The sequence below is a fragment of the Actinocorallia longicatena genome, from assembly GCF_039534125.1.
Lineage (GTDB): Bacteria > Actinomycetota > Actinomycetes > Streptosporangiales > Streptosporangiaceae > Actinocorallia > Actinocorallia longicatena.
Genome location: NZ_BAAAUV010000008.1, coordinates 248,631 through 268,374, shown reverse-complemented (window position 1 = coordinate 268,374; position 19,744 = coordinate 248,631). Strand labels below are relative to the sequence as shown.

21 protein-coding genes are annotated in these 19,744 nt (G+C 72.8%); 7 read left to right on the top strand and 14 right to left on the bottom strand.

Going from position 1 to position 19,744, the window contains the following annotated elements:
* Window positions 1-25: 25 nt before the first annotated feature.
* From ABD785_RS19150 to ABD785_RS19140, 3 genes are read right to left on the bottom strand one after another with little or no spacing between them, the layout of a single operon-like run.
* Window positions 26-592 (bottom strand): GNAT family N-acetyltransferase, encoded by a 567-nt coding sequence (locus ABD785_RS19150; protein WP_344829914.1) that lies wholly within the window; start codon window positions 590-592, stop codon window positions 26-28.
* 26 nt (window positions 593-618) lie between these two features.
* Entirely contained in the window at window positions 619-1,494 is an 876-nt protein-coding gene (locus ABD785_RS19145) for a homoserine O-acetyltransferase/O-succinyltransferase family protein (protein ID WP_344829912.1), read from the bottom strand.
* Window positions 1,495-1,535: 41 nt separating this feature from the next.
* A complete protein-coding gene (locus ABD785_RS19140; protein WP_344829910.1) occupies window positions 1,536-2,045 on the bottom strand; it encodes a MarR family winged helix-turn-helix transcriptional regulator in 510 nt (169 codons plus the stop codon).
* Window positions 2,046-2,176: 131 nt separating this feature from the next.
* Here ABD785_RS19140 and ABD785_RS19135 point away from each other — a divergent pair, with 131 nt between their 5' ends.
* Entirely contained in the window at window positions 2,177-3,625 is a 1,449-nt protein-coding gene (locus ABD785_RS19135; protein WP_344829908.1) for an MFS transporter, read from the top strand.
* 57 nt (window positions 3,626-3,682) lie between these two features.
* Here the strand turns inward: ABD785_RS19135 and ABD785_RS19130 are convergent, their stop codons facing one another.
* From ABD785_RS19130 to ABD785_RS19095, 8 genes are read right to left on the bottom strand one after another with little or no spacing between them, the layout of a single operon-like run.
* On the bottom strand, window positions 3,683-4,516 hold the full coding sequence (locus tag ABD785_RS19130) for a serine/threonine-protein kinase (RefSeq protein WP_344829906.1): 834 nt from the start codon (window positions 4,514-4,516) through the stop codon (window positions 3,683-3,685).
* On the bottom strand, window positions 4,513-5,199 hold the full coding sequence (locus tag ABD785_RS19125; RefSeq protein WP_344829904.1) for a PP2C family protein-serine/threonine phosphatase: 687 nt from the start codon (window positions 5,197-5,199) through the stop codon (window positions 4,513-4,515). Before ABD785_RS19125 ends, ABD785_RS19130 begins: the two co-directional genes overlap by 4 nt.
* Window positions 5,200-5,217: 18 nt before the next feature.
* Complete coding sequence (locus tag ABD785_RS19120; protein ID WP_344829901.1) at window positions 5,218-6,144, bottom strand: serine/threonine-protein kinase; 927 nt, start codon at window positions 6,142-6,144, stop codon at window positions 5,218-5,220.
* A 56-nt stretch (window positions 6,145-6,200) separates the two neighbouring features.
* The gene (locus tag ABD785_RS19115; protein WP_344829899.1) at window positions 6,201-6,722 is read right to left on the bottom strand and encodes a carboxymuconolactone decarboxylase family protein; all 522 of its coding nucleotides are present in this window, start codon (window positions 6,720-6,722) and stop codon (window positions 6,201-6,203) included.
* A 30-nt stretch (window positions 6,723-6,752) separates the two neighbouring features.
* Window positions 6,753-6,911 (bottom strand): hypothetical protein, encoded by a 159-nt coding sequence (locus tag ABD785_RS19110; protein ID WP_344829897.1) that lies wholly within the window; start codon window positions 6,909-6,911, stop codon window positions 6,753-6,755.
* Window positions 6,912-6,960: 49 nt separating this feature from the next.
* Window positions 6,961-7,617 (bottom strand): thiamine phosphate synthase, encoded by a 657-nt coding sequence (gene thiE, locus ABD785_RS19105; RefSeq protein ID WP_344829896.1) that lies wholly within the window; start codon window positions 7,615-7,617, stop codon window positions 6,961-6,963.
* A 21-nt stretch (window positions 7,618-7,638) separates the two neighbouring features.
* A complete protein-coding gene (locus ABD785_RS19100) occupies window positions 7,639-8,016 on the bottom strand; it encodes an Rv2175c family DNA-binding protein (protein ID WP_344829894.1) in 378 nt (125 codons plus the stop codon).
* Between the two features lie 46 nt (window positions 8,017-8,062).
* A complete protein-coding gene (locus ABD785_RS19095) occupies window positions 8,063-9,232 on the bottom strand; it encodes an NAD(P)/FAD-dependent oxidoreductase (RefSeq protein WP_344829893.1) in 1,170 nt (389 codons plus the stop codon).
* Window positions 9,233-9,422: 190 nt separating this feature from the next.
* On the opposite strand from ABD785_RS19095, the gene thiO reads away from it, so the two are divergent.
* The 6 genes from thiO (at window position 9,423) to ABD785_RS19065 (ending at window position 16,463) form a co-directional block, all read left to right on the top strand.
* Entirely contained in the window at window positions 9,423-10,544 is a 1,122-nt protein-coding gene (gene thiO / locus ABD785_RS19090; protein WP_344829892.1) for a glycine oxidase ThiO, read from the top strand.
* Window positions 10,541-10,741, top strand: a complete 201-nt coding sequence (gene thiS / locus ABD785_RS19085) for a sulfur carrier protein ThiS (protein WP_344829891.1) — start codon at window positions 10,541-10,543, stop codon at window positions 10,739-10,741. Before thiO ends, thiS begins: the two co-directional genes overlap by 4 nt.
* Window position 10,742: 1 nt before the next feature.
* Window positions 10,743-11,519, top strand: coding sequence for a thiazole synthase (locus tag ABD785_RS19080; protein ID WP_344829888.1), 777 nt, complete (start codon window positions 10,743-10,745; stop codon window positions 11,517-11,519).
* A 6-nt stretch (window positions 11,520-11,525) separates the two neighbouring features.
* Window positions 11,526-13,448, top strand: coding sequence for a serine/threonine-protein kinase (locus ABD785_RS19075; RefSeq protein ID WP_344829885.1), 1,923 nt, complete (start codon window positions 11,526-11,528; stop codon window positions 13,446-13,448).
* 77 nt (window positions 13,449-13,525) lie between these two features.
* Entirely contained in the window at window positions 13,526-15,502 is a 1,977-nt protein-coding gene (gene pknB, locus ABD785_RS19070) for a Stk1 family PASTA domain-containing Ser/Thr kinase (RefSeq protein ID WP_344829882.1), read from the top strand.
* Between the two features lie 106 nt (window positions 15,503-15,608).
* Window positions 15,609-16,463, top strand: coding sequence for a deoxyribonuclease IV (locus ABD785_RS19065; RefSeq protein WP_344829880.1), 855 nt, complete (start codon window positions 15,609-15,611; stop codon window positions 16,461-16,463).
* 393 nt (window positions 16,464-16,856) lie between these two features.
* Here ABD785_RS19065 and ABD785_RS19060 read toward each other — a convergent pair whose 3' ends face one another.
* The 3 genes from ABD785_RS19060 to ABD785_RS19050 are packed head-to-tail and all read right to left on the bottom strand — an operon-like array spanning window position 16,857 to window position 19,692.
* A complete protein-coding gene (locus ABD785_RS19060; RefSeq protein WP_344830140.1) occupies window positions 16,857-18,566 on the bottom strand; it encodes a sodium:solute symporter family transporter in 1,710 nt (569 codons plus the stop codon).
* Window positions 18,567-18,571: 5 nt separating this feature from the next.
* Window positions 18,572-18,943 carry a hypothetical protein gene (locus ABD785_RS19055; RefSeq protein ID WP_344829878.1) on the bottom strand — a complete coding sequence of 124 codons (372 nt, stop codon included), beginning with the start codon at window positions 18,941-18,943 and terminating at the stop codon, window positions 18,572-18,574.
* Window positions 18,940-19,692 (bottom strand): LytR/AlgR family response regulator transcription factor, encoded by a 753-nt coding sequence (locus tag ABD785_RS19050; protein ID WP_344829876.1) that lies wholly within the window; start codon window positions 19,690-19,692, stop codon window positions 18,940-18,942. Before ABD785_RS19050 ends, ABD785_RS19055 begins: the two co-directional genes overlap by 4 nt.
* Window positions 19,693-19,744 lie beyond the last annotated feature (52 nt).

Here is a 19,744-nt window from a genome sequence, read left to right as displayed (position 1 = left end):
GGCCTGTCTCAGGCCCTAGGGAGCCTCAGCCCAGGTCGGTGTCGAGGAGGGAGAAGACGGCCAGGTCGTGCAGGCCGTCGCTCTCGAGGTTGGCGCGGCGGAGCGTGCCCTCCCGGACGAAGCCCGCCTTCTCGGCGACGCGCAGGGAGGCGAGGTTGTCGGTGTTGGCGCAGAGCTGGACGCGCTGCATGCCGCCCTCGCGCAGCGCCCAGGGCGCGACGGCCCGCAGCGCCTCCGTCGCGTGGCCCCGCCCGCGCGCCGACGTCCTGAGCCCGTAGCCGACCTGGACGGTGCGGGCCGCCCAGTCCGTCTTGTACAGGCTCATCCCGCCCAGATGGACGCCCCCGGCCGTCCGGATCGCCAGATGGATCCCCCCGCCCGACCGGCGGAACTCCTCCGCCTCCGACTCCAGCCACCGCTCCAGGGCGGCGGTCTCCAGCGGCGCGGACGGCGGCAGCCCCGCGTCCCCGTCCCCCGACTCGATCATCGCCGTGAGCCCGGGCAGGTCGCCGGGCCCGAAGGCCCCGATCACCAGGTCCCCGGTCTCGAGGGCGGCCTCGGGGAAGCGCATCAGCGTGGGAAGGACGACCATGACGGTGCAGCCTAGGGGATCGGGGGTCAGGCGGCGGGGACGGCCTCCCTGGCGGTGGCCAGCGCCGTCAGCCAGTTGGTGGTGACGCACCGCGCCGCGTCCGTCCAGGTGGCCGTGCAGCGGTCGATGAAGCCCGCGGTGGGGAAGCGGTCCATGACCGACGGCTCGCGGCGGGCCATGGCCAGGGCGCGGAAGGCCAGGAGGGCGGCCCGCGTGTCGCCGTCGAGGAAGCCGGTCGGCAGCTCGGGGAACCAGGAGGTCTCCCCCGCCAGGTAGCGGCGGGCGTCCCTGCGGTACTCGCGGAACAGGGTGTCGGCGTCGTACTCCGGGTGCCCCTGGAAGAAGATGTGGCGCAGGCCGTCGGCGGAGGCGGCCAGATGCCAGTCGTCGGCGGTCACCAGCACCGGGACGATCTCGGCGGGCAGCCGGACCCGGTTCCAGCGCGAGTGCGGGACCGGTGTGCCCTCCGGCAGTCCCTCGGTGAGCGGGTGGTGCGCCGCGGTGTGCGGGAGGACGCCGCGGTACTTCACCGGGAGCGGCTCGCGCTGGATCGGGTGCAGCACGCTCAGCGCGGCGTGGGCCGCGAAGCAGGAGAAGATCGTCGAAGGGGCGCCGACCTCGAGGATGCGGGCGACGATCGCCCGCATCGGATCGGCGTGCAGCGACGGGGAACGCGGTTCGGTGCCGGTGACGATCAGGCCGTCCATGGCGGCCATGAGCCGCCAGTCCAGGCCGCAGGCCGCCGGATCCGCCACGTCCGCGCCCATCGGCAGCGGGATCGCGACGATCTCCACCGGCAGGCCCGCCGCGGTGATCATGTCGGCGAACTGGCGGTGGGCCAGGCCGGGTCGCGGCATCAGATCAACGATTCCGACCCGCAGGTCGGCACCCCAAAAGCCCATTAAGCACCACAAACTGTCCCAGAAGCGATATACGTCACACATCATGCACCAAGATTGCTACATCCAGGTGAACTGACCGGCTCGCTTCCGAGACCTCGCCGCGATTCCTGGCGGCCCCCCGCCCGGGCGTCCTCGATCGCCGGGGTCATCCGGCCGAGCAGGCCCTTGAGCGCCGCCGCCCCGTCCTCGTCCAGGACTGCCAGGGCCGCGAAGAGGCCGTGCTGGTCCGAGCGGATCCGCTCGCACAGCGCGAGGCCGGCGGGCGTCAGGGAGACGAGCTTCACCCGCCGGTCCCCCGGGTCGGGCGCCCGGACGACCAGGCCGCGCGTCTCGAGGCGGTCGACCAGCCCCGTGACGTTCGAGGCGTCGCAGAAGAGCCGGTCGGCGATCACGCGCATCGGCAGCGGCTCGTCGAGCTGGATGAGCAGCTGCGCCTGCGCGGTCGTCAGCCCCTGAGCGGTGGCGGAGGCGCCGGCGTCGTGCATGTAGGCCGAGACGAACCGGATCACGGCCTGGCGGAGGTCCTCACGCGGAGGTGTGAGCCGGTTCATAGGCCCAGGCTACGCGAGAAAGCTTGACCATCTCAAGTAATGACAGATACTTGATGACTTCAAGCATCTATGTGCTCAAGCTTTCTGGAACGATCCAGAACCTGTCGGCCAGAGAATCTAGGGAGACCCCCATGCCCCAGGAACGCAAGGGCGGAACGCTCGTCGCGGTCCTCAGCCTCGCGGCGATGGTCGTGTCGCTCATGCAGACACAGGCCGTGCCGATCCTCGGCCTCATCGCCGGGAAGCTGGGCACCTCGGCCGCGAACGCCGGCTGGGTCACCACCGCGACGCTCCTGTCGGCCGCCGTCATGACCCCGCTGCTCGGCCGGGTCGGCGACCAGTTCGGCAAGAAGCGCACCCTGCTCGCCGTGCTGGCGCTGGCCGTGGCCGGTTCGGCCGTCGCGGCCGTCGCGGGGAGCCTGTGGCTGCTGCTGGCCGGGCGGGCCCTCCAGGGCGCGGCGACGGCGATCTTCCCGCTGGCGCTGTCGATCCTGCGCGAGGAGCTTCCGCCCGCGAAGCTGCACGGCGCGATGGCCGTGGTCAGCGGCACCCTGGCCTTCGGGAGCGGCCTGGGCCTCGTCGTGACCGGCCTGCTGACCCAGGGCACCGACCCCGACTACCGGATCGTGTTCTGGTTCTCCACCGTCGTGGCGGCGATCGCGCTCGGCCTCGTGGCCGCGCGGGTCCCCGCCACGGGGCACCGCGGCGGCGGGCGGATCGACCTGCTCGGCGCGCTCACCCTCGGCGGATTCCTGGTCCTGCTGCTGCTCCCCCTGTCCCAGGGCAACGCGTGGGGCTGGACCTCCGCCGCCACGCTGGGCTGCTTCGCCGCCTCGGCCCTGGTCGCGGCCCTGTGGGTCGCCGTCGAGCGCCGGGTGGCCGCGCCGCTGGTCGACCTCGCCATGTTCACCCACCGGCCGGTGCTGTTCACCAACCTGGCCGGGATGTTCGTCGGGTTCGCGATGTTCGTCCAGTTCCTCGGGGTCTCCTACCTCGCCCAGATGCCGGAGTTCACCGGGTACGGCTTCGGGGCGTCCGTGCTGCGGGCGTCGCTGGAGTTCCTGCTGCCGGGCACCATCGCCTCCATGCTCGCCGCCCCGCTGGGCGGGATGCTGGTCGGCCGTTCCGGGCCCCGGCACACGCTCGTCGTCAGCTCCGGCATCGGCCTGATGGGCTACCTGTGGCTGATCGCCGCGCACGGCACGCCCTTCTCGGTGATCGTCGCGGGGATCCTGGTCGGCGTCTCGGTGAGCTTCGCCTACGCCTCGATGCCGGCGCTGATCGCCGCCTCGGTCCCCCACCACCAGAGCGGGGTGGCCAACGGCATCAACTCCATCTCCCGGACGGTCGGCAGCTCGCTGGCCAGCGCCATCTTCACCACCCTGCTGACCAGCAACACCCTGAAGAACCTGCCGCCCGGGGCACCGGAACTGCCCGCCGAGAGCGGCTTCACCACCGCCTTCGTCATCGCGGCCGTCGCCTACGCGATCACCGCGGCCGTCGCGCTGTTCGGGCTGCGGCCCGCACACGCCCCGGCCGGCCTCCGCGGCGAGGCCGTGAAGGAGCCCGCCGCGGTCTGAGCGGTCAGAGCACGAAGCGGAGGTCCCGGCGCGCCTTACGGGGGCGGCGCCGGGACCTCACCCCCGTCGCGTCGGGCAGTCGCGCAGGGCGTCGCGGAATCCGGCGGCCGTGGCGTAGCGGGCGGCCGGGTCGCGGTGCAGCGAGCGGTGCAGGACCGCCATGACCGGTTCGGGGACGTCCGGGAGCGGCGGGATCGGGGTCTCCCTGGCGTGCACGTAGTGCGAGCGCAGCGCGTAGGCGGGCAGCGGGCGTCCCGGATGGTGCGGCGGCCGTCCCGACAGCAGGGCGTAGAGGGTCGCGCCGAGGGAGTAGACGTCGCCCGCGGGCGTCGGGCCCCGGTAGTCGGCGTCCAGCAGCTCGGGCGGGGCGTAGGCCGGGGTGGCGGCGCGGGGCGGGGCGGCGTCGTCGCTGGTCAGCGCGGCGATGCCGAAGTCGGCGAGCGCGGCGGGCTCGTCCCTGGTGACCAGGAGGTTGGCGGGCTTGATGTCGCGGTGCAGGATGCCCGCGCCGTGCGCCTCGGCCAGCGCCTCGGCGACCTTCACCGCGAGCGGCACGACCTCGGCCAGGGGCAGCGGGCCCGCCCCGGCGAGCCGGTCGGCCAGCGATCCGGCCTCGCAGTACTCGGTGACCAGGTAGGGACGCCCGTCCTCGAGCTCGCCGTGCGCCAGCAGCTCGACCACGTTCGGATGGCCCGACAACCGCCGCGCCGCCGCGAACTCCCGGGCGAACCGCAGCCGCTGGGCGTCGTCGGGCTGCTCCCGCAGCACCTTGAGCGCCACGGTCCGCCGCGACGCCTCGTGCCGGGCGCGCAGAACGTCGGCGAAGGCTCCGCGCCCGATCCGCTTCTCGACCAGGTATCCGGGCGCCTTGACGACGCTCAGCGGGGTCACGGGGCCTCGACCACGTCGGCCACGACGACCGTGAGGTTCTCGGCCGCCGAGGCGGCCCTGGCGGCCTCCACCAGCGCCATGACGGCCGATTCCGGGCCCGGTTCCGGCACGGACAGCGCGGCGTGGAGGTCCTCCGCGGCCAGCTCCGCCAGCCCGCGCGTCCCGAGCAGCAGCCTGTCCCCCGCACCGACCTCCAGCGCCTGCTGGGCCACCACGAACAGCGAGCCGCCGTCCAGCAGGGCGGGAGCGACGAGCCCGTCGGCCTCGACCCTGCCCTCCGCCACAAGCGAGCGGATCACGTCCTCGGCGGGGGTGAGCGTGCTCAGGACGCCGTCGCGCAACAGGTGCAGGGCCGAGTCACCGAAGGAGACCCAGCTCAGCGCGGAGCCCTCCAGCCGGACGGCCAGCAGGGTCGTGCCCATGCCGAGCAGGGCGGGCGTCTGGGCGCCGCGGGTGCGCAGCGCCGTGTTCGCGGCGTGGGCCGCGGCGGCGAGCGTGCCGGGGGCCTCTTCGAGGCGGCGGACGTGGTCGACGGCCAGCGCGCTCGCGACATCGCCGAACGGGGCGTCGTCGACGCCGTCGGCGACCGCGAGGACGCTCGGGCCGACGTGGAAGGAGTCGCAGTTCCTGGGTCGGACGGGGCCCGCGTCCGAGGAGGCGACCGAGCGGAGGGCTGGCGGCACGGCCTTAGAATCCCACGATCAGCCGCTGAGGACGATCCCCAGGACGAAACCCAGCGCCATGACGGCCATCAGCGCGTAGATCATCCTGCTGCGGTAGCGGGGCACCTTCCTGGGCTGCGGCGGAGCGGGACGGGCCTCGGCGCGCAGGAACCTGACGATCTCGGTGGCCGTGGGCCGGGCGGCGGGCTGCTTGTCCAGGCACCGCGCGACCAGGCCGCGCAGCGAGCCCTTGAGCTCGCCCAGGTCGGGTTCGCGGTCGGTGATCCGGCGCATGACCGCGGCGGACGGCCCGCGGCCGAACGGGGGCCGTCCGGTGGCCGCGTAGACCATCGTCGCCCCCCAGGCGAAGACGTCCGCCTTCGGCCCGACCGGGTCGTCCTCGATCTGCTCGGGCGACATGTAGGCGGGGGTGCCGACCGGATGGGAGGTCTGCGGGGTGCCGGACTCGAACGACCGCGCGACCCCGAAGTCGATCACCTTCGCGCCCTTCGGCCCGAGCACGACGTTGGCGGGCTTGAAGTCGCGGTGCACGATCCCGGCCCGGTGGATCGCGGCCAGCGCGGCGGCGGTCCTGACGGCGACCTTCTTCAGCTCGGCGCCCGCGAGGGGGCCCTCCCCCGCGATCATGTCCTGGAGGGTCGGGCCCTTCACGTACTCGCTGACGATGTAGGGCCGCTCACCGGTCAGGCGGGCGTCGAGGATCCTCGCGGTCTGCGGGGCGGCGACCTTCCTGGCGGCGTCCGCCTCCTTGACGAACCGGGCCCTGGCCCGGTCCGACGCCCCGGAGCCGCCGCGCAGCAGCTTGACGGTCACCAGCCCGCCCTCGGCGGCCCGGCCCAGGTAGACCACGCCCTGACCGCCCTCGCCGAGCCTGCCCAGCAGGGCGTAACGGCCGACCTTGCGGGGGTCGTCGGGGCGGAGGGGAGCCTCCTGGTTGATCTGCACTGAAGCACTCCGGCGAGAGATCGGAATGCAGATATATCAGGCTTCGGCGCCTGACATCAGGAGGATTCAGGCTGGACCTTCATCGCGTTAAGGGCGAACGCCAGCATCGTGTACTGCCCGATGAGCATCAGCACCTCGATGATCGCCTTCTCGTCGAGGACACCGGCCAGCCGGGCCCACGTGCCGTCGCTGATGGTCGAGGTGGTGTGCAGCTCGTCGACGGCCGCCAGAACCGGCCACTCCCCCGGGTCCCAGGCGTAGTCGCGCAGGTTCCTGCCGAGCGCCTCGATCTCGGCCTCGGTGACGCCGTTCTCGCGGCCGATCCGCTCGTGGTGCACGCGCTCGTAGTCGCACCCGGTGCGCGCGGCCACCCGCAGGATGATCAGTTCCCTGATCCTCGGGCAGATCGTCTTCGAGGCGAGGAGATGGCCGCCGAAACCCACCCACGCGTCGAAGAGCTCGGCGTTCTTGCCGAGCGTCGTGAAGATGTTGAGCGGGCCCAAGGCGGCGACGACGCCCGCCACCCCGGGAGGACAGTCCCCCTCGGGAAGGGGCGCGATACGCGGCTGATCTGACATGTGGCCATTTGTCCCACAGACGGGACACGATCACCAGTGCGGGGGGACGTCCTCGCGCAGCCGGTCGTCGTTGCTGTCGTCGGAACGCCAGTCGCCCCAGCCGCCGTCGAGGTCGTCCGACGTCTGGTCGGGCAGGATCTCGAGATCGTCGTCGGTGAGGTCCACCGGCCGCTCGTCGTCGGGGTTCATGTCCCCATTATCGCCCATCCGGCCGGGTCTCCGGACGGCGGCGCGCTGCTCAGCGCAGCCGCGCGGCCAGCTCGGCGGCGGCCGCGCGCGGATCGGCGGCCTCGGTGATCGCCCGGACGACGACCACCCGCGTGGCGCCGAGCCCGAGGACCTCGTCGAGGTTCGAGGCGTCGATGCCGCCGATGGCGAACCAGGGGCGCTTGACCCCCGCCGCCGAGCGGACCGGCTCGAATCCGGCGGCCGGGCGGCCCGGCTTGGTGGCCGTGGGCCAGACCGGGCCGACCGCGAAGTAGTCGGCCCCCGGCTCGTCGGCGGCGGCCGCGGCCTGCTCCACCGAGTGGGTGGAGCGGCCGATGACCGGATCGGCTCCGATGATCTTGCGGGCGACCGGGACCGGAAGATCGTCCTGACCGAGGTGCAGGACGTCGGCGTGGGCCGCGTAGGCGATGTCGGCCCGGTCGTTGACGGCCAGCAGGGCGCCGTGCCGGTCGCAGGCCTCGCGGAAGACCTTCAGATGCTCCAGCTCCTGCCGGGCCTCCAGGCCCTTCTCCCTGAGCTGGACGATGTCCACGCCCCCGGACAGGGCGGCGTCCAGGAAGGCCGGGAGATCCCCCTGAGCGGTCCGGGCGTCGGTGCAGAGGTACAGCCGGGCCTCGGCCAGCCGCGACCGCAGCCGCACGCCCCGTTCCGTCACCAGCCCGCTCATCGGGTCTCCCTCAGTCGCGCGTCACAGGGCCAGCGCCTGGGCGCGCCGGCGGATCTCCGTCCCGCGATTCTCGCGCATGGCCTGCACCGGGCTGCCGGGCAGGCTGTCGTCTTCGGTGAAGAGCCACCTCAGGGTCTCGGCCGTGTCGAATCCGGCGTCCTGGAGCAGGGTCAGGGTGCCGGCCAGGCCCTTGATGATCTCGCGGTCGGCGATGAAGCCCGCCGGGACCTGCGGGCCGCCGCCGGTCCTGCGGTAGACCGCCAGCAGCTTGCCCTCCTTCACCCACTGCTTGACCCGGCTGGCCGTGACGCCGAGGGCCTCGCCCGCCGCGGCCAGGGTGTACCAGTCGCCCACCAGGGCGTCGATCTGTTCGTCGATGTCAACGTGCGTGGAAGTCACGCTTCCGTGTCTACCATCTCCCGCACCCCGCCAACCGCGCCGATCCCTACAAAACCGCGTTCCTGATCGCGACGGCCGGGTCGGCGAGCCGCTCCGCGTCGACCGCGGTGCCCGCGGCGATCAGCCTGCGGGCCTGGACCAGGTCGCGCGGGCTGCTGACGGTCAGGACCGCGGCCAGCCGGTCACCGGTCAGCCAGCAGACGGCCCACTTGGGATCGCCGGGCGAGCCGCGGAAGATCATCCGGTCCGCGGCCGGGTGGTGGCCCGCGTACTGGACCATGCGGCCGAACTGCTCGGACCAGAAGTAGGGGGCGTCGTCGTAGACCGCCTCCTCGCCCAGGAGGGTCGCGACGGCGACCTCGGGGGCGTTCAGCGCGACGTCCCAGTGCTCGACCCTCAGCCTGCGCCCGTAGCGGTTCGACCACCAGGCGGCGCAGTCCCCCACCGCGACGATCTCCGGCCGCGACGTCCGCAGCGAGGCGTCGACCTCGATCCCGTTGGAGACCTCGAGCCCCGACACCCAGCCGAGCGAGGGCCGCACCCCGATCCCGACGACCACCTCGTCGGCCTCGATCCACTCCCCGCCGACCAGCGCGACCCCGCCGTCCTCGATGGAGGCGACCTTGACCCCGCACCGCAGCTCGACCCCGGCCTCGGCGTACCAGGGCACGGTCAGCGCGCCGATCTCGGTCCCGATCGCGGCCGCGAGCGGCGCGTCGGCGGCCTCCAGCACGGTCACGCGGCAGCCGAGCTTCGCGGCGCTCGTGGCGACCTCGGCGCCGATCCAGCCCGCCCCGACCACGACGATCCGCCGGCCGGGCACCAGCCCGGCCTTGAGGGCGCGGGCGTCGTCGACGGTCCGCATCACGTGCTGGCGCCCGGGTCCCGGCAGCCGGATCGGCTCCGCGCCCGTGGCGATGACCATGCCGTCGTAGGGGAGCTCTCCCGCGGTGGTCTCCAGCACCCGGTCCGCCACCCGCAGCCCCGTCGCCGTGACGCCCAGCGCCAGCGTGACGTCGAGGGAGTCCCAGGCGGCGTCGACGGTCGTGTCCTCCGACTCGCCCGTCAGCACCTGCTTCGACAGCGGAGGCCGGTCGTAGGGCCGGTGCTCCTCGGCCCCCACCAGCGTGATCGAGCCCTCGAAGCCCTTGGCCCGCAGCGACTCGACCGACCTGACCCCGGCGAGCCCGCCGCCCACAACGATGACGCGTTCCATGGAAGGACACCCTAACTTTCCCCCCTCGCGGACATTTCGGACGGGTGTCCAGACGAGTGAGCAGTCCAGGTCAGGCATACCCTGAGGCGAGCAAGGCGCGGGAGCCCCGGTGTGCGCGGGCTGAGAGTGAGGCGCGGGCCTCTGACCGCCAGGACCTGATCCGGATCATGCCGGCGAAGGGAGCAGCACGGTGAACGTGATCATCGGCGCCGGGGTCATCGGCCTCGGCATCGCCTGGCGGGCGTCCCAGCGGGGGCTGCCCGTCACCCTCATCGACCCCGAACCCGGCGGCGGCGCCAGCCACGTGGCGGCCGGGATGCTCACCCCCGTGGGCGAGCTGCAGTACGGCGAGGAGAACCACCTCCAGCTCGGCATCGACTCCCGCGACCGCTACCCGGCCTTCGCGGCCGAGCTGCTGGACCTCACCGGGATCGACATCGCCTACCGGCAGGAGGGCGTCCTGTCGGTCGCCTACGACGGCGACGACCTCGCCTGGCTCCGCGACCAGCACGCCTTCCAGCGGACCCTGGACGTCGGCACCGAGCTGCTGACCGGCCGGGAGTGCCGCAGGCTGGAGCCGATGCTGGCCCCCGAGGTCCGCGGCGGCATCCTCGCTCCCGCCGACGGCTCCGCCGATCCGCGCCGGCTCACCGCGGCCCTTCTGAAGGCCACCGCGCATCTGCCGCTCGTCCGGAAGCGGGCCGCCGAGATCGTCGAGCGGGACGGCCGGGTCACCGGGGTCCGGCTCGAGGACGGCGGCGTCGTCGCGGCCGAGCGGGTCGTCCTCGCGGGCGGAAGCTGGTCGGGGCGGCTCGCCGACGTGCCGATCCGGCCGGTCAAGGGCCAGGTCATCCGGCTGCACTGCCCGGTCCCGTTCCTCACCCGCGCCACCCGGGCCCTGGTCCGCGGCTTCGCGATGTACGTGGTCCCGCGCCCGGACGGCGAGATCGTCATCGGCGCCACCCAGGAGGAGCTGGGCTTCGACGGCCGGGTCACCGCGGGCGGCGTCTGGGAGCTGCTCCGCGACGCCCGCACGCTGCTGCCGGGCGTCACCGAGCTGGAGTTCCGTGAGGTCACCGCCTCCTTCCGGCCCGGCTCCCCCGACAACGCCCCGATCCTCGGCCCCGCCGGTCCGGCGGGGCCCGAGGGCCTCCTGGTGGCCACCGGCCACTTCCGCAACGGCATCCTCCTGACGCCCGTCACCGCCGACGCCCTCGCGGCCGTCCTGGCCGGCGAGCCCCTCCCCGAGGTCGCCCGCCCCTTCACCCTCGACCGTTTCCCGTCGGTCCCCGCAGCAGGAGCACATCCATGAAAGTGATCGTCAACGGCTCGGCCACCGAGCTTCCCGAGGACAGCACCCTCGAGGCCGTCGTGGCGGGCGTCACCACGGCGGGCCGCGGCGTCGCGGTGGCCGTCAACGACGAGGTCGTGCCCAGGACCGCCTGGGCGACCACCCCGGCCGCCGAGGGCGACCGGGTCGAGATCCTCACCGCCGTCCAGGGGGGCTGACGTGTCCGCGAAGCTGACCATCGCGGGAGAGACCTTCTCCTCCCGCCTCATCACCGGCACCGGCGGCGCGCCCAGCATGCACACGCTGGAGGCGGCGCTACTGGCCAGCGGCACCGAGCTGACGACCGTCGCGATGCGCCGGGTGGACCCGGGCACCAAGGGCTCCGTCCTCGACCTGCTCGACCGCAACGGCATCAGGGTCCTGCCGAACACCGCGGGCTGCTTCACCTCGGGCGAGGCCGTCCTGACCGCGCGGCTGGCCCGCGAGGCTCTCGGCACCGACTGGATCAAGCTGGAGGTCATCGCCGACGAGCACACCCTGCTGCCCGACCCGGTCGAGCTCCTCGACGCCGCCGAGCGCCTGGTCGACGACGGCTTCGTCGTCCTGCCCTACACCAACGACGATCCGGTGCTGGCCCGGCGGCTGGAGCAGGCGGGCTGCGCGGCCGTCATGCCGCTCGGCTCGCCCATCGGCACCGGCCTCGGCATCCGCAACCCGCACAACATCGAACTGATCGTCGAGCGGGCGAACGTTCCGGTCATCCTGGACGCCGGCATCGGGACCGCCAGCGACGCGGCCCTCGCGATGGAGCTCGGATGCGACGCCGTTCTGCTGGCCACGGCGGTCACCAGGGCCCAGGACCCGGTGCTGATGGCGACCGCGATGCGGCACGCGGTGGAGGCCGGAAGGGCCGCCCGGCTGGCCGGGCGGATTCCGAAGCGGCACCTCGCACATGCCTCTTCGTCGTTCCAGGGGCTCACAGAGATGCAAAAATAACTACCTATGGCTGACTTGCGGGATAAATCCGGACCGCAGCCCCTGCGCCTGGGCGACCCCCAGGAGATAGGTCCCTACCGCCTGACGGGCTTCATCGGCGAGGGCGGGCAGGGCGCGGTCTATCTCGCCGAGACGCCCGAGGGCCGCCAGGTCGCCATCAAGGTCCTGCACACCAACCTGGCCGCCGACGAGCGCGGGCGCGCCCGGTTCCTGCGCGAACTGGACGCCGCCCGCCGGGTCGCCCGCTTCTGCACCGCCCAGGTGCTGGACGTCGAGGTCGAGGGCAGCCAGCCCTACCTCGTCAGCGAGTACGTCGACGGGCCGTCGCTGCGGCAGATCGTCAAGCGGACCGGCCCGCTCGACGAGGCCTCCCTGGAGCGCCTCGCCATCGGCACCGCCACGGCGCTGGCCGCCATCCACGGCGCCGGGATCGTCCACCGCGACCTCAACCCGGGGAACGTCCTGCTCGGCTCCGACGGCCCCCGCGTCGTCGACTTCGGGATCGCCAAGGCCCTGGAGTCGGCCCTGGAGTCGACCGAGCGGCTCGGCACCGCCGCCTACATGGCCCCCGAGCAGTTCACGACGACCGATCTCAGCACGGCGGCCGACGTCTTCTCCTGGGCCGGCACGATGCTGTTCGCCGCGACCGGTGAGCCGCCCTTCGGCAAGGTCAGCCTCGGCGTCGTCATGAACCGGATCATCAACGACGACCCCGACCTCGGGCCGCTGCCGCCGTCGCTGCGGCCCGTCGTGGCCCGCGCCTTCGCCCGCGACCCGCTGGAGCGCCCGGACGCCGAGCAGCTCCTGCAGTTCCTGCTGGGCCAGGTCGACGTGCGGGCGCCCGAACCCGCTCCCGGCACCGGCCCCCTTCCCATCAGCGCTCCCCCGCCCCCGCCCGCCCCCGGGCCCTCGCGCCGCCGGATGCTGGCGGGGGCGGGCGTCGGCGCGGTCCTGCTGGCGGGCGGCGGCACCGCGGCCTATCTCGCGCTGCGGCCAGAGGACGAGAAGGCCCCTCCGGTCCTCGGCGTCGAGCGGCTGGGGGTGCTGAGGGGCCACAAGGAGGTCGTGAGCTCGCTCGCCTTCGGCCGGGTCAAGAAGATCCCGATCCTGCTGTCCGCGGGCGGCAGGGACGACACCGTCCTGGCCTGGAACCTCGAGACCCGCGAGGCGCTCGGCTACCGCTTCCGCCATCTGGACTACACGCGCTCGGTCTCGGTGCTGCGCACGTTCGTGGCCTCCTGCGGCGGCGACAAGACCGTCCGGCTGTGGGACCTGTCCACCGGACGCTCCCTCGGCACCGTCCCCGGGCCGGAGTCCGGCACCTACGACGTGCGGCTCGCCCACGTCAAGGGCCGCGACGTCCTCCTGGTCAACGCGGGCAACCACATCGCCGTCCACGATCTGAGGACGAAGAAGAAGCTGCGCGACATCTGGGTCGACAAGGGCAACTGGCTCGGCTCCATGACCGTCGCGAACACCCCGTCCGGCCCGCTGGTCCTCGCGGGAGGCCGGGACGGGCAGATCCATGTCTGGTCGCTGGTCGACAAGAGCGTGGACCGGACCATGGGCGAGCACAACGGGCAGATCAACGCCCTGGCCTACCGGCTGGTCGGCGGGCGGCCGATGGTGGTCAGCGGCGGCGACGACACGACCGTCCGCGTCTGGGATCTGGCCAACTTCCAGCAGACGCAGCGGATGCGCGGCGACATCACCGTGCGTGGCGTCGTCCTCACCGAGGGCTTCGTCGCCTCCGGCGACGACAAGGGCGTCCTGCGGTTCTGGAATCCGCTGACCGGGGAGGCGGTCAGGCCGCCGCTGGACCTGGGCCCCCTGGGGATCAGCTCCCTCGCCTGGGACGGCGTTTCGACGCTCGCCGTCGGCGGCAAGAACTCGGCGATCGAGCTCCTGCGGGTACGTAAGCCCAGATGATCACGGTTCAGGTACGAGCGAGAGCTAGTCCTGGAGACCGATGAGCTTCGGTGTGAATCGCCCGTAGAATCACGCGAATGGACGCGACTCAAGTGGACCCACTCGTCGGGCAGGTGCTCGACGGGCGCTACCGCGTGGAGTCTCGGGTGGCGCGCGGTGGCATGGCCACCGTCTACGTGGGGCGCGACCTCAAGCTCGACCGGATCATCGCTCTCAAGGTGATGCACCAGCATCTGGCGCAGGACGAGGAGTTCGTGCGCCGGTTCATCGGCGAGGCCAAGGCCGCCGCGGCGCTCTCCCATCCCAACGTGGTGGCCGTCTACGACCAGCGGGTCGACGGCGCGTACGTGTACCTGACGATGGAGTACCTCCCGGGGCGCACGCTGCGCGATCTGCTCAACGAGCGCGGGCGGCTGCCCGTCGAGGTCGCCGTCAACATCATGAAGCCGGTGCTGGCCGCCCTCGGCGCCGCCCACCGTGCGGGCGTGGTCCACCGGGACGTCAAGCCCGAGAACGTGCTGCTCACCACGGACGGCCAGGTGAAGGTGGCCGACTTCGGCCTCGCCCGCGCCGAGACCGACAACAAGCAGACCAAGACCGGCGTCATCATCGGCACGGTGGCCTACATGGCCCCCGAGCAGGTCATCGCCGGGCGCTCCGACGTCCGGTCCGACGTGTACGCCGCGGGCGTCCTGCTGTTCGAGCTGCTCACCGGGCGCCAGCCGCACGAGGGCGACTCGCCGCTGACCGTCGCCTACAAGCACGTCAACGACACGGTGCCGCTGCCGTCCTCGCTCGTGCCCGGCATCCCGCCCCGGCTCGACGCCGTCGTCACCGCGGCGACCAGCCGCGACGCCGACAGCAGGCCCGGCGACGCCAACCACTTCTACGCGCTGCTCACCGACCCGTCGCTGGCCGTCCCCGCGCCCGCTCCCCAGCAGGAGCGGCCGCACAACGCCACCGCGGTGCTGCACAACCCCGCGCCCGGCGGACGCGAGTCGCACACCGGCATCCTGCCGCCCGTGCACTACGACACCGGCCCCTCCGGCGGCGACCAGGTCCTGCTGCTCGACCGGATCATGCACTTCGTCACCGGCAGGTTCGTGCTGGTCACGCTCGGCGTCATCGCCTCGATGGTGATCGGCTGGGCGACCTGGTACCAGGTGTCGGGCCAGTACGACCACGTGCCGAAGATCATCGGAGTGCCCAAGGGCGAGGCGATCAACACCCTCAACGACCAGGGCATCTCCTTCAAGCTCGGCAAGGCCGACTACTCCGACGGCCAGGGCGTGGAGAAGGGCGACGTCGCCGCCGTCGATCCCGGCGTCGGCACCAAGGTCAAGCCGGGCGAGGCCATCACCCTGGTCATCTCCCTCGGCCGGCGGCCGAAGGAGATCCCGAACGTGGCCAACAGCTCCGTCGAGGAGGCCAAGGACCGCCTCGGCAAGGCCGGGTTCACCAAGTTCGACGTGACCTACGCCCCCAGCGACAGCATCCCCAAGGACAAGGTCATCAAGACCGACCCCAAGGCGGGCAAGGACGCCTCCCCCGACGAGACGATCAAGATCGTCGTCAGCAACGGGGTCGCGATGCCCAACGTCGTCGGCAGGCTCAAGGACGACGCCAACGGCTGGCTCGGCACCTTCAACCTCAGGCTCAACATCCAGTTCACCGAGGGCGAGGACCGGGGCAAGCGCGCCAACGAGGTCCTCAGCCAGACGCCCCCGCCCGGCACCCCGCTGAAGCAGGGCGACACGGTCACCCTCGTCATCAACAAGGAGAACTGCTTCCTCGGCCAGTTCAACCCGCCGTGGTGCAGCAACAACGCCAACAACCCCGATGACGACGACAGCGTCGACGATCAGGGCAACAAGCGGATCCCCCGGGTCGTCGGCAGGCCCGTCGCCGAGGCCCAGCAGCGGCTCCAGCAGCGCGGCTTCAACGTCGTCATCCAGCACAGCGACGGCGGCGCCGGGTCCGGCACCGTCCAGCGGTCCGACCCCGCCGAGGGCAACCGCGTACCGCAGGGCACGACCATCACCCTCTGGGACTGAACCGGCCAGGACCGAACCGGCCGAGGACCGAACCGGCCTGGACCGAACCGGCGCCTCCCGCGATCGGCGGGAGGTGTCGGACCGGCGGACTACGCTGGGCGGCACTATGACCACGCAGAAGAAGAGCCCGATCGGGGCGCACGTGCCGGTGGCCGGGGGCCTCGGCACGGGGGGACTCAAGTACGCGGCGGAGATCGGCGCGGAGGCCGTCCAGGTCTTCGTGTCCAATCCGCGGGGGTGGGCGCAGGCGGCGGGCAAGCCCGCCGAGGACGCCAGGCTGCGCGAGGGCGGCCTGCCCGTCTACGTGCACGCGCCCTACCTCGTGAACTTCGGTTCGCCGAACCCCGAGACCCTCGCCAAGTCCCTCGAGTCGGTGACCCACGCCCTGGCCAGAGGCCGGGAGATCGGCGCGCTGGGGGTGGTCGTCCACACCGGCTCGGCCGTCACCCAGAGTTACGAGCTGGCCATGGCGCAGATCCACGAGACCCTGCTGCCGGTCCTCGCCGGGCTGCCCGACGACGCGCCCAGCCTGCTGCTGGAGCCGATGGCCGGGCAGGGGGCGATGCTCTGCGCGACCGTCGACCAGCTCGGCCCCTACTTCGACGCGCTGGAGCACCACCCGAAGCTCGGGGTCTGCCTCGACACCTGCCACGCCTTCGCCGCCGGGCACGACCTCGCCGCCGACAAGGGCGTCGAGGAGTGCCTCGACCTCCTGGTCGCGACGGTCGGCGAGGGGCGGCTGCGGCTCGTCCACGCCAACGACTCCATGGACGTCTGCGGCTCGAAGAAGGACCGGCACGAGAACATCGGCAAGGGTCACATCGGCGCCGAGGCGTTCGGGCGCCTGCTGGGCCATCCGTCGGTGGCGGGCGTCCCGTTCATCATCGAGACACCGGGCCGCTCGGCGGAGCCGCACAAGGCCGACGTCGAGGAGCTCAAGCGGCTGCGGGATCAGGACTGATCAACACGAGCAGCGGGTCCGGCCCCGTGAGGGGCCGGACGAGCACGTCCTTAGGACCCGCGCGGCAAGGCGGAAAGCGCTCAGGCGCTGAGACGGACAACCCCCCGACTGTCCGCTCAGCGCCTGAGCCATCACCGCTGGGTCCCACCCCCCCGGTACGGGACCCGGCGGCTGTGGTCCTCCACCAGCGGAGGTCACATGGACACCGCGGGCTTCCGGAGGACCTCCAGAATCGCCTTGCTGAAGAGAACATTAGAGGGCTTCCGGGCCGTCCGAAGGCCCCGGTGGGCCCTCCGCGACGAACGGTAAGTAGTCAGCGTTGTACGTAGAGTGACGACCGGTCGAGCGGTCGGTTCCCCGCGACGAACGGTCGGACGTGCCGTTCGCGGACGCTCAGCGGACGCCGATCTCCTCGGGCAGATGCAGCCGCGCCATCGCCCGGCCCGCCCCGGCGGGCGGGTCGGTCACCAGGGAGACCCCCACCATCACCGCGAACGCGACCGGGACGATCACGATGGTCGGCTGGGCCAGGAGCGCGCCGCCCCAGCCGTCGTGCGGACCGCCCAGGATCCGCCACAGCCCCGCGGCGACGGACAGCCCGCCGCCGACCGCCAGCCCCGCCACCGCGCCCGCGGCGCTCAGCCGGCGCCACCAGATGCCGAGGACGAGCAGCGGGCAGAGCGAGGCCGCCGAGATGGTGAAGGCCAGGGAGACCAGCGAGGCCGCGCCGATGGAGCCGACCGGCGACACGATCGTCAGCGGGACGGCCAGCGCCAGCACCGCCCCCCACCGGAAGCTCGCGACGCCGCCGCGCAGCACGCACTGGGAGAGGGTTCCCGCGATCGCCACGACGATCCCGCAGGACGTGCTGGTGAAGGCCGCGAACGCCCCAGCCGCGAGCAGGGCCGCCAGGAGCAGCCCCGGGGTGCCGGGCACGAGCCTGGCCGGCAGCATCAGCAGGGTCGCGTCGGTCTCCCCCGTCATCAGCAGCTCGGGGGTGTAGAGGCGGCCGAGCGCGCCGAACAGGCTGGGGAACACGTAGAACAGCGCCAGCAGCACCGGGACGAGCGCGGCGGTCCGCCGCGCGGCCGCGCCGCCGGTGTTGGTGTAGAACCGCACGACGATGTGCGGCAGGCCCATCGTGCCGAGCAGGATCGCGGCCAGCGCCGAGTAGGTGGCGAACAGCGGATGATCGCGGCCGCCGAACGGCACCCCCCAGGCCTCGCCGTCGAGGTCGGGCAGGTGGTCGGCGTGCGGCACCCTGGCCCCGGCCGGGAAGCGGATCGAGGTCCCCTCGGCCATCTCGTGCGGCCCGGCGGCCATGACGACCTCGTCGCCGTCGTAGCGCTCCCGGTCGAGGACGCCCTCGACCCGGACCCGGGTGTCCTCCGCGACCACGAAGGCCGTGTCGAAGCCCGCCTCGACGGTCGTCGCGTGCTGGAAGCCCAGCCCGCCGGGGCGGGTCGGGTCGGACGGCACCCCCGAGTGGTTCCACACCGTCATGAAGACCACCGCGGGCACCGCGACGGCCACCAGCTTCAGCCAGAACTGGACCGCCTGCACGATCGTGATCGAGCGCATCCCGCCCGACAGCACGACCCCGAGCACCACCACGACCACGAGGGCCCAGCCGGCCCAGAGCGGCACCCCCGCGACGGCCCTGAGCGTCACGCCCGCGCCCTGGAACTGCGGCAGCAGGTAGAACCAGCCGATGAAGCACACGCAGACGCTGACGCCGCGCCGGACCGCGACGCCGCCGAGCCGCCATTCGGCGAAGTCCGACAGGGTGTAGGCGCCCGAGCGCCGCAGCGGGCCGGTCACCAGGGCCAGCAGCACCACGTAGCCCGCGGCGGCGCCGATGGGCATCCAGAGCATGTCGACGCCATAGGCGAGGACGAGACCGGCGCTGCCGAGGAAGGCCGCCGCCGAGATGTACTCCCCCGCGATCGCCGAGGCGTTCCAGGCGGGCGTCACCGACCGGGAGGCCACGAGGAAGTCCGAGGGGCCGCCCGAGGTCCTGGCCCGGCCGAGACCGCCGAGCCTGGTCAGCCCGCCGAGCGCCCCGGCCAGCACGGTGAGCGCGATGACGACGGCCGGCACCATGACCGTCACGACCGCTCGACCACCCGGGCGAACTCCTCCTCGATCCGCTCGGCCCTGCGCACCTGCCAGAAGGCCGTCGCGATCCACACCGGCTGCACGCAGAGCGCCAGCAGCAGCCAGCTCGCCGGCAGCCCCAGCAGCCGCAGCCGCGCGGCGCCCGGTACGCCCGCGAGCAGCAGCGGCCCCCCGGCGACGATCACCAGGACGATCCCGGCCGCCCGGAGGGCCTGCCGGAGCTGCGCCCGGACCAGCGACCGCACGAACAGCTCGCCGAGCTCGGTCTGCTCCCCGATGTCGCGGGCGACGCTCCACCGGGTGACCCGGGCCTGCCGCGCCCGCGGGTGCTCGACGACGACCCGCTGCCTGCCGCCGCTCACGTGTCGATCCTGAAGCGCCGGACGAGCAGGTCGCGGACCTGCCGGGTGTGGCGGCGGCTCACCGGCAGGAGGGTCTCGCCGACCCGGACGGCCGCCCGCCCCTCGTCGAAGCGCAGCTCGTTGATGTGCCCGCAGGCGACCAGGGTGCTGCGGTGGATGCGGATGAAGCCCGCCTCCTCCCAGCGCCTGGCCAGCACCGCCAGCGGGATCCGCACCAGGTAGCCGGCGGTGTCCTCCCCGGTGTGCAGGCGGACGTAGTCGCCGTGCGCCTCCACGTGGGTGACGGTCGACCGGCTGACCATCCGGGTGCGCCCGCCCAGCTCGACGGGGATGACCTCGTCCGGGGCGCCGGGTTCGGGCTCGTCCGCCAGATGGACGGCCTGGTCGGCGCGGCGGACGGCCTCCGACAGCCGTTCGGGACGCACCGGCTTCAGCAGGTAGTCGAGCGCGCCGAGCTCGTAGGCGGTGACGGCGCAGTCGTCGTGGGCGGTCACGAAGACGACCGCGGGCGGGCTGGCGAACCCCGACAGCAGCCGGGTGAAATCCAGGCCGTCGAGGCCCGGCATGCGGATGTCGAGGAAGACCGCGTCGAGCCGCTCCCCCTCGACGAGCATGCGGGACAGGCCGCGCAGCGCCTGCGCGGGATCGTTGGCCTGGGCGACGGACTCGATCCTCGGATCGGCCTTGAGCAGGTACACCAGCTCCTCCAGGGCGGGAAGCTCGTCGTCGACGGCGAGCACACGAAGCATGGACGAACCATCCCTTCCGCACGCTCCGCGCGCAATCGCTTTCACACAGTCA

Bases quoted from the DNA above. Each gene is read 5' to 3' on its own strand.
- ABD785_RS19150 (WP_344829914.1), bottom strand. From the start codon at position 592: ATGGTCGTCCTTCCCACGCTGATGCGCTTCCCCGAGGCCGCCCTCGAG.
- ABD785_RS19145 (WP_344829912.1), bottom strand. From the start codon at position 1,494: ATGGGCTTTTGGGGTGCCGACCTGCGGGTCGGAATCGTTGATCTGATG.
- ABD785_RS19140 (WP_344829910.1), bottom strand. From the start codon at position 2,045: ATGAACCGGCTCACACCTCCGCGTGAGGACCTCCGCCAGGCCGTGATC.
- ABD785_RS19135 (WP_344829908.1), top strand. From the start codon at position 2,177: ATGCCCCAGGAACGCAAGGGCGGAACGCTCGTCGCGGTCCTCAGCCTC.
- ABD785_RS19115 (WP_344829899.1), bottom strand. From the start codon at position 6,722: ATGTCAGATCAGCCGCGTATCGCGCCCCTTCCCGAGGGGGACTGTCCT.
- ABD785_RS19110 (WP_344829897.1), bottom strand. From the start codon at position 6,911: ATGAACCCCGACGACGAGCGGCCGGTGGACCTCACCGACGACGATCTC.
- thiE (WP_344829896.1), bottom strand. From the start codon at position 7,617: ATGAGCGGGCTGGTGACGGAACGGGGCGTGCGGCTGCGGTCGCGGCTG.
- ABD785_RS19095 (WP_344829893.1), bottom strand. From the start codon at position 9,232: ATGGAACGCGTCATCGTTGTGGGCGGCGGGCTCGCCGGGGTCAGGTCG.
- thiS (WP_344829891.1), top strand. From the start codon at position 10,541: ATGAAAGTGATCGTCAACGGCTCGGCCACCGAGCTTCCCGAGGACAGC.
- ABD785_RS19075 (WP_344829885.1), top strand. From the start codon at position 11,526: ATGGCTGACTTGCGGGATAAATCCGGACCGCAGCCCCTGCGCCTGGGC.
- pknB (WP_344829882.1), top strand. From the start codon at position 13,526: ATGGACGCGACTCAAGTGGACCCACTCGTCGGGCAGGTGCTCGACGGG.
- ABD785_RS19065 (WP_344829880.1), top strand. From the start codon at position 15,609: ATGACCACGCAGAAGAAGAGCCCGATCGGGGCGCACGTGCCGGTGGCC.
- ABD785_RS19060 (WP_344830140.1), bottom strand. From the start codon at position 18,566: ATGGTGCCGGCCGTCGTCATCGCGCTCACCGTGCTGGCCGGGGCGCTC.
- ABD785_RS19050 (WP_344829876.1), bottom strand. From the start codon at position 19,692: ATGCTTCGTGTGCTCGCCGTCGACGACGAGCTTCCCGCCCTGGAGGAG.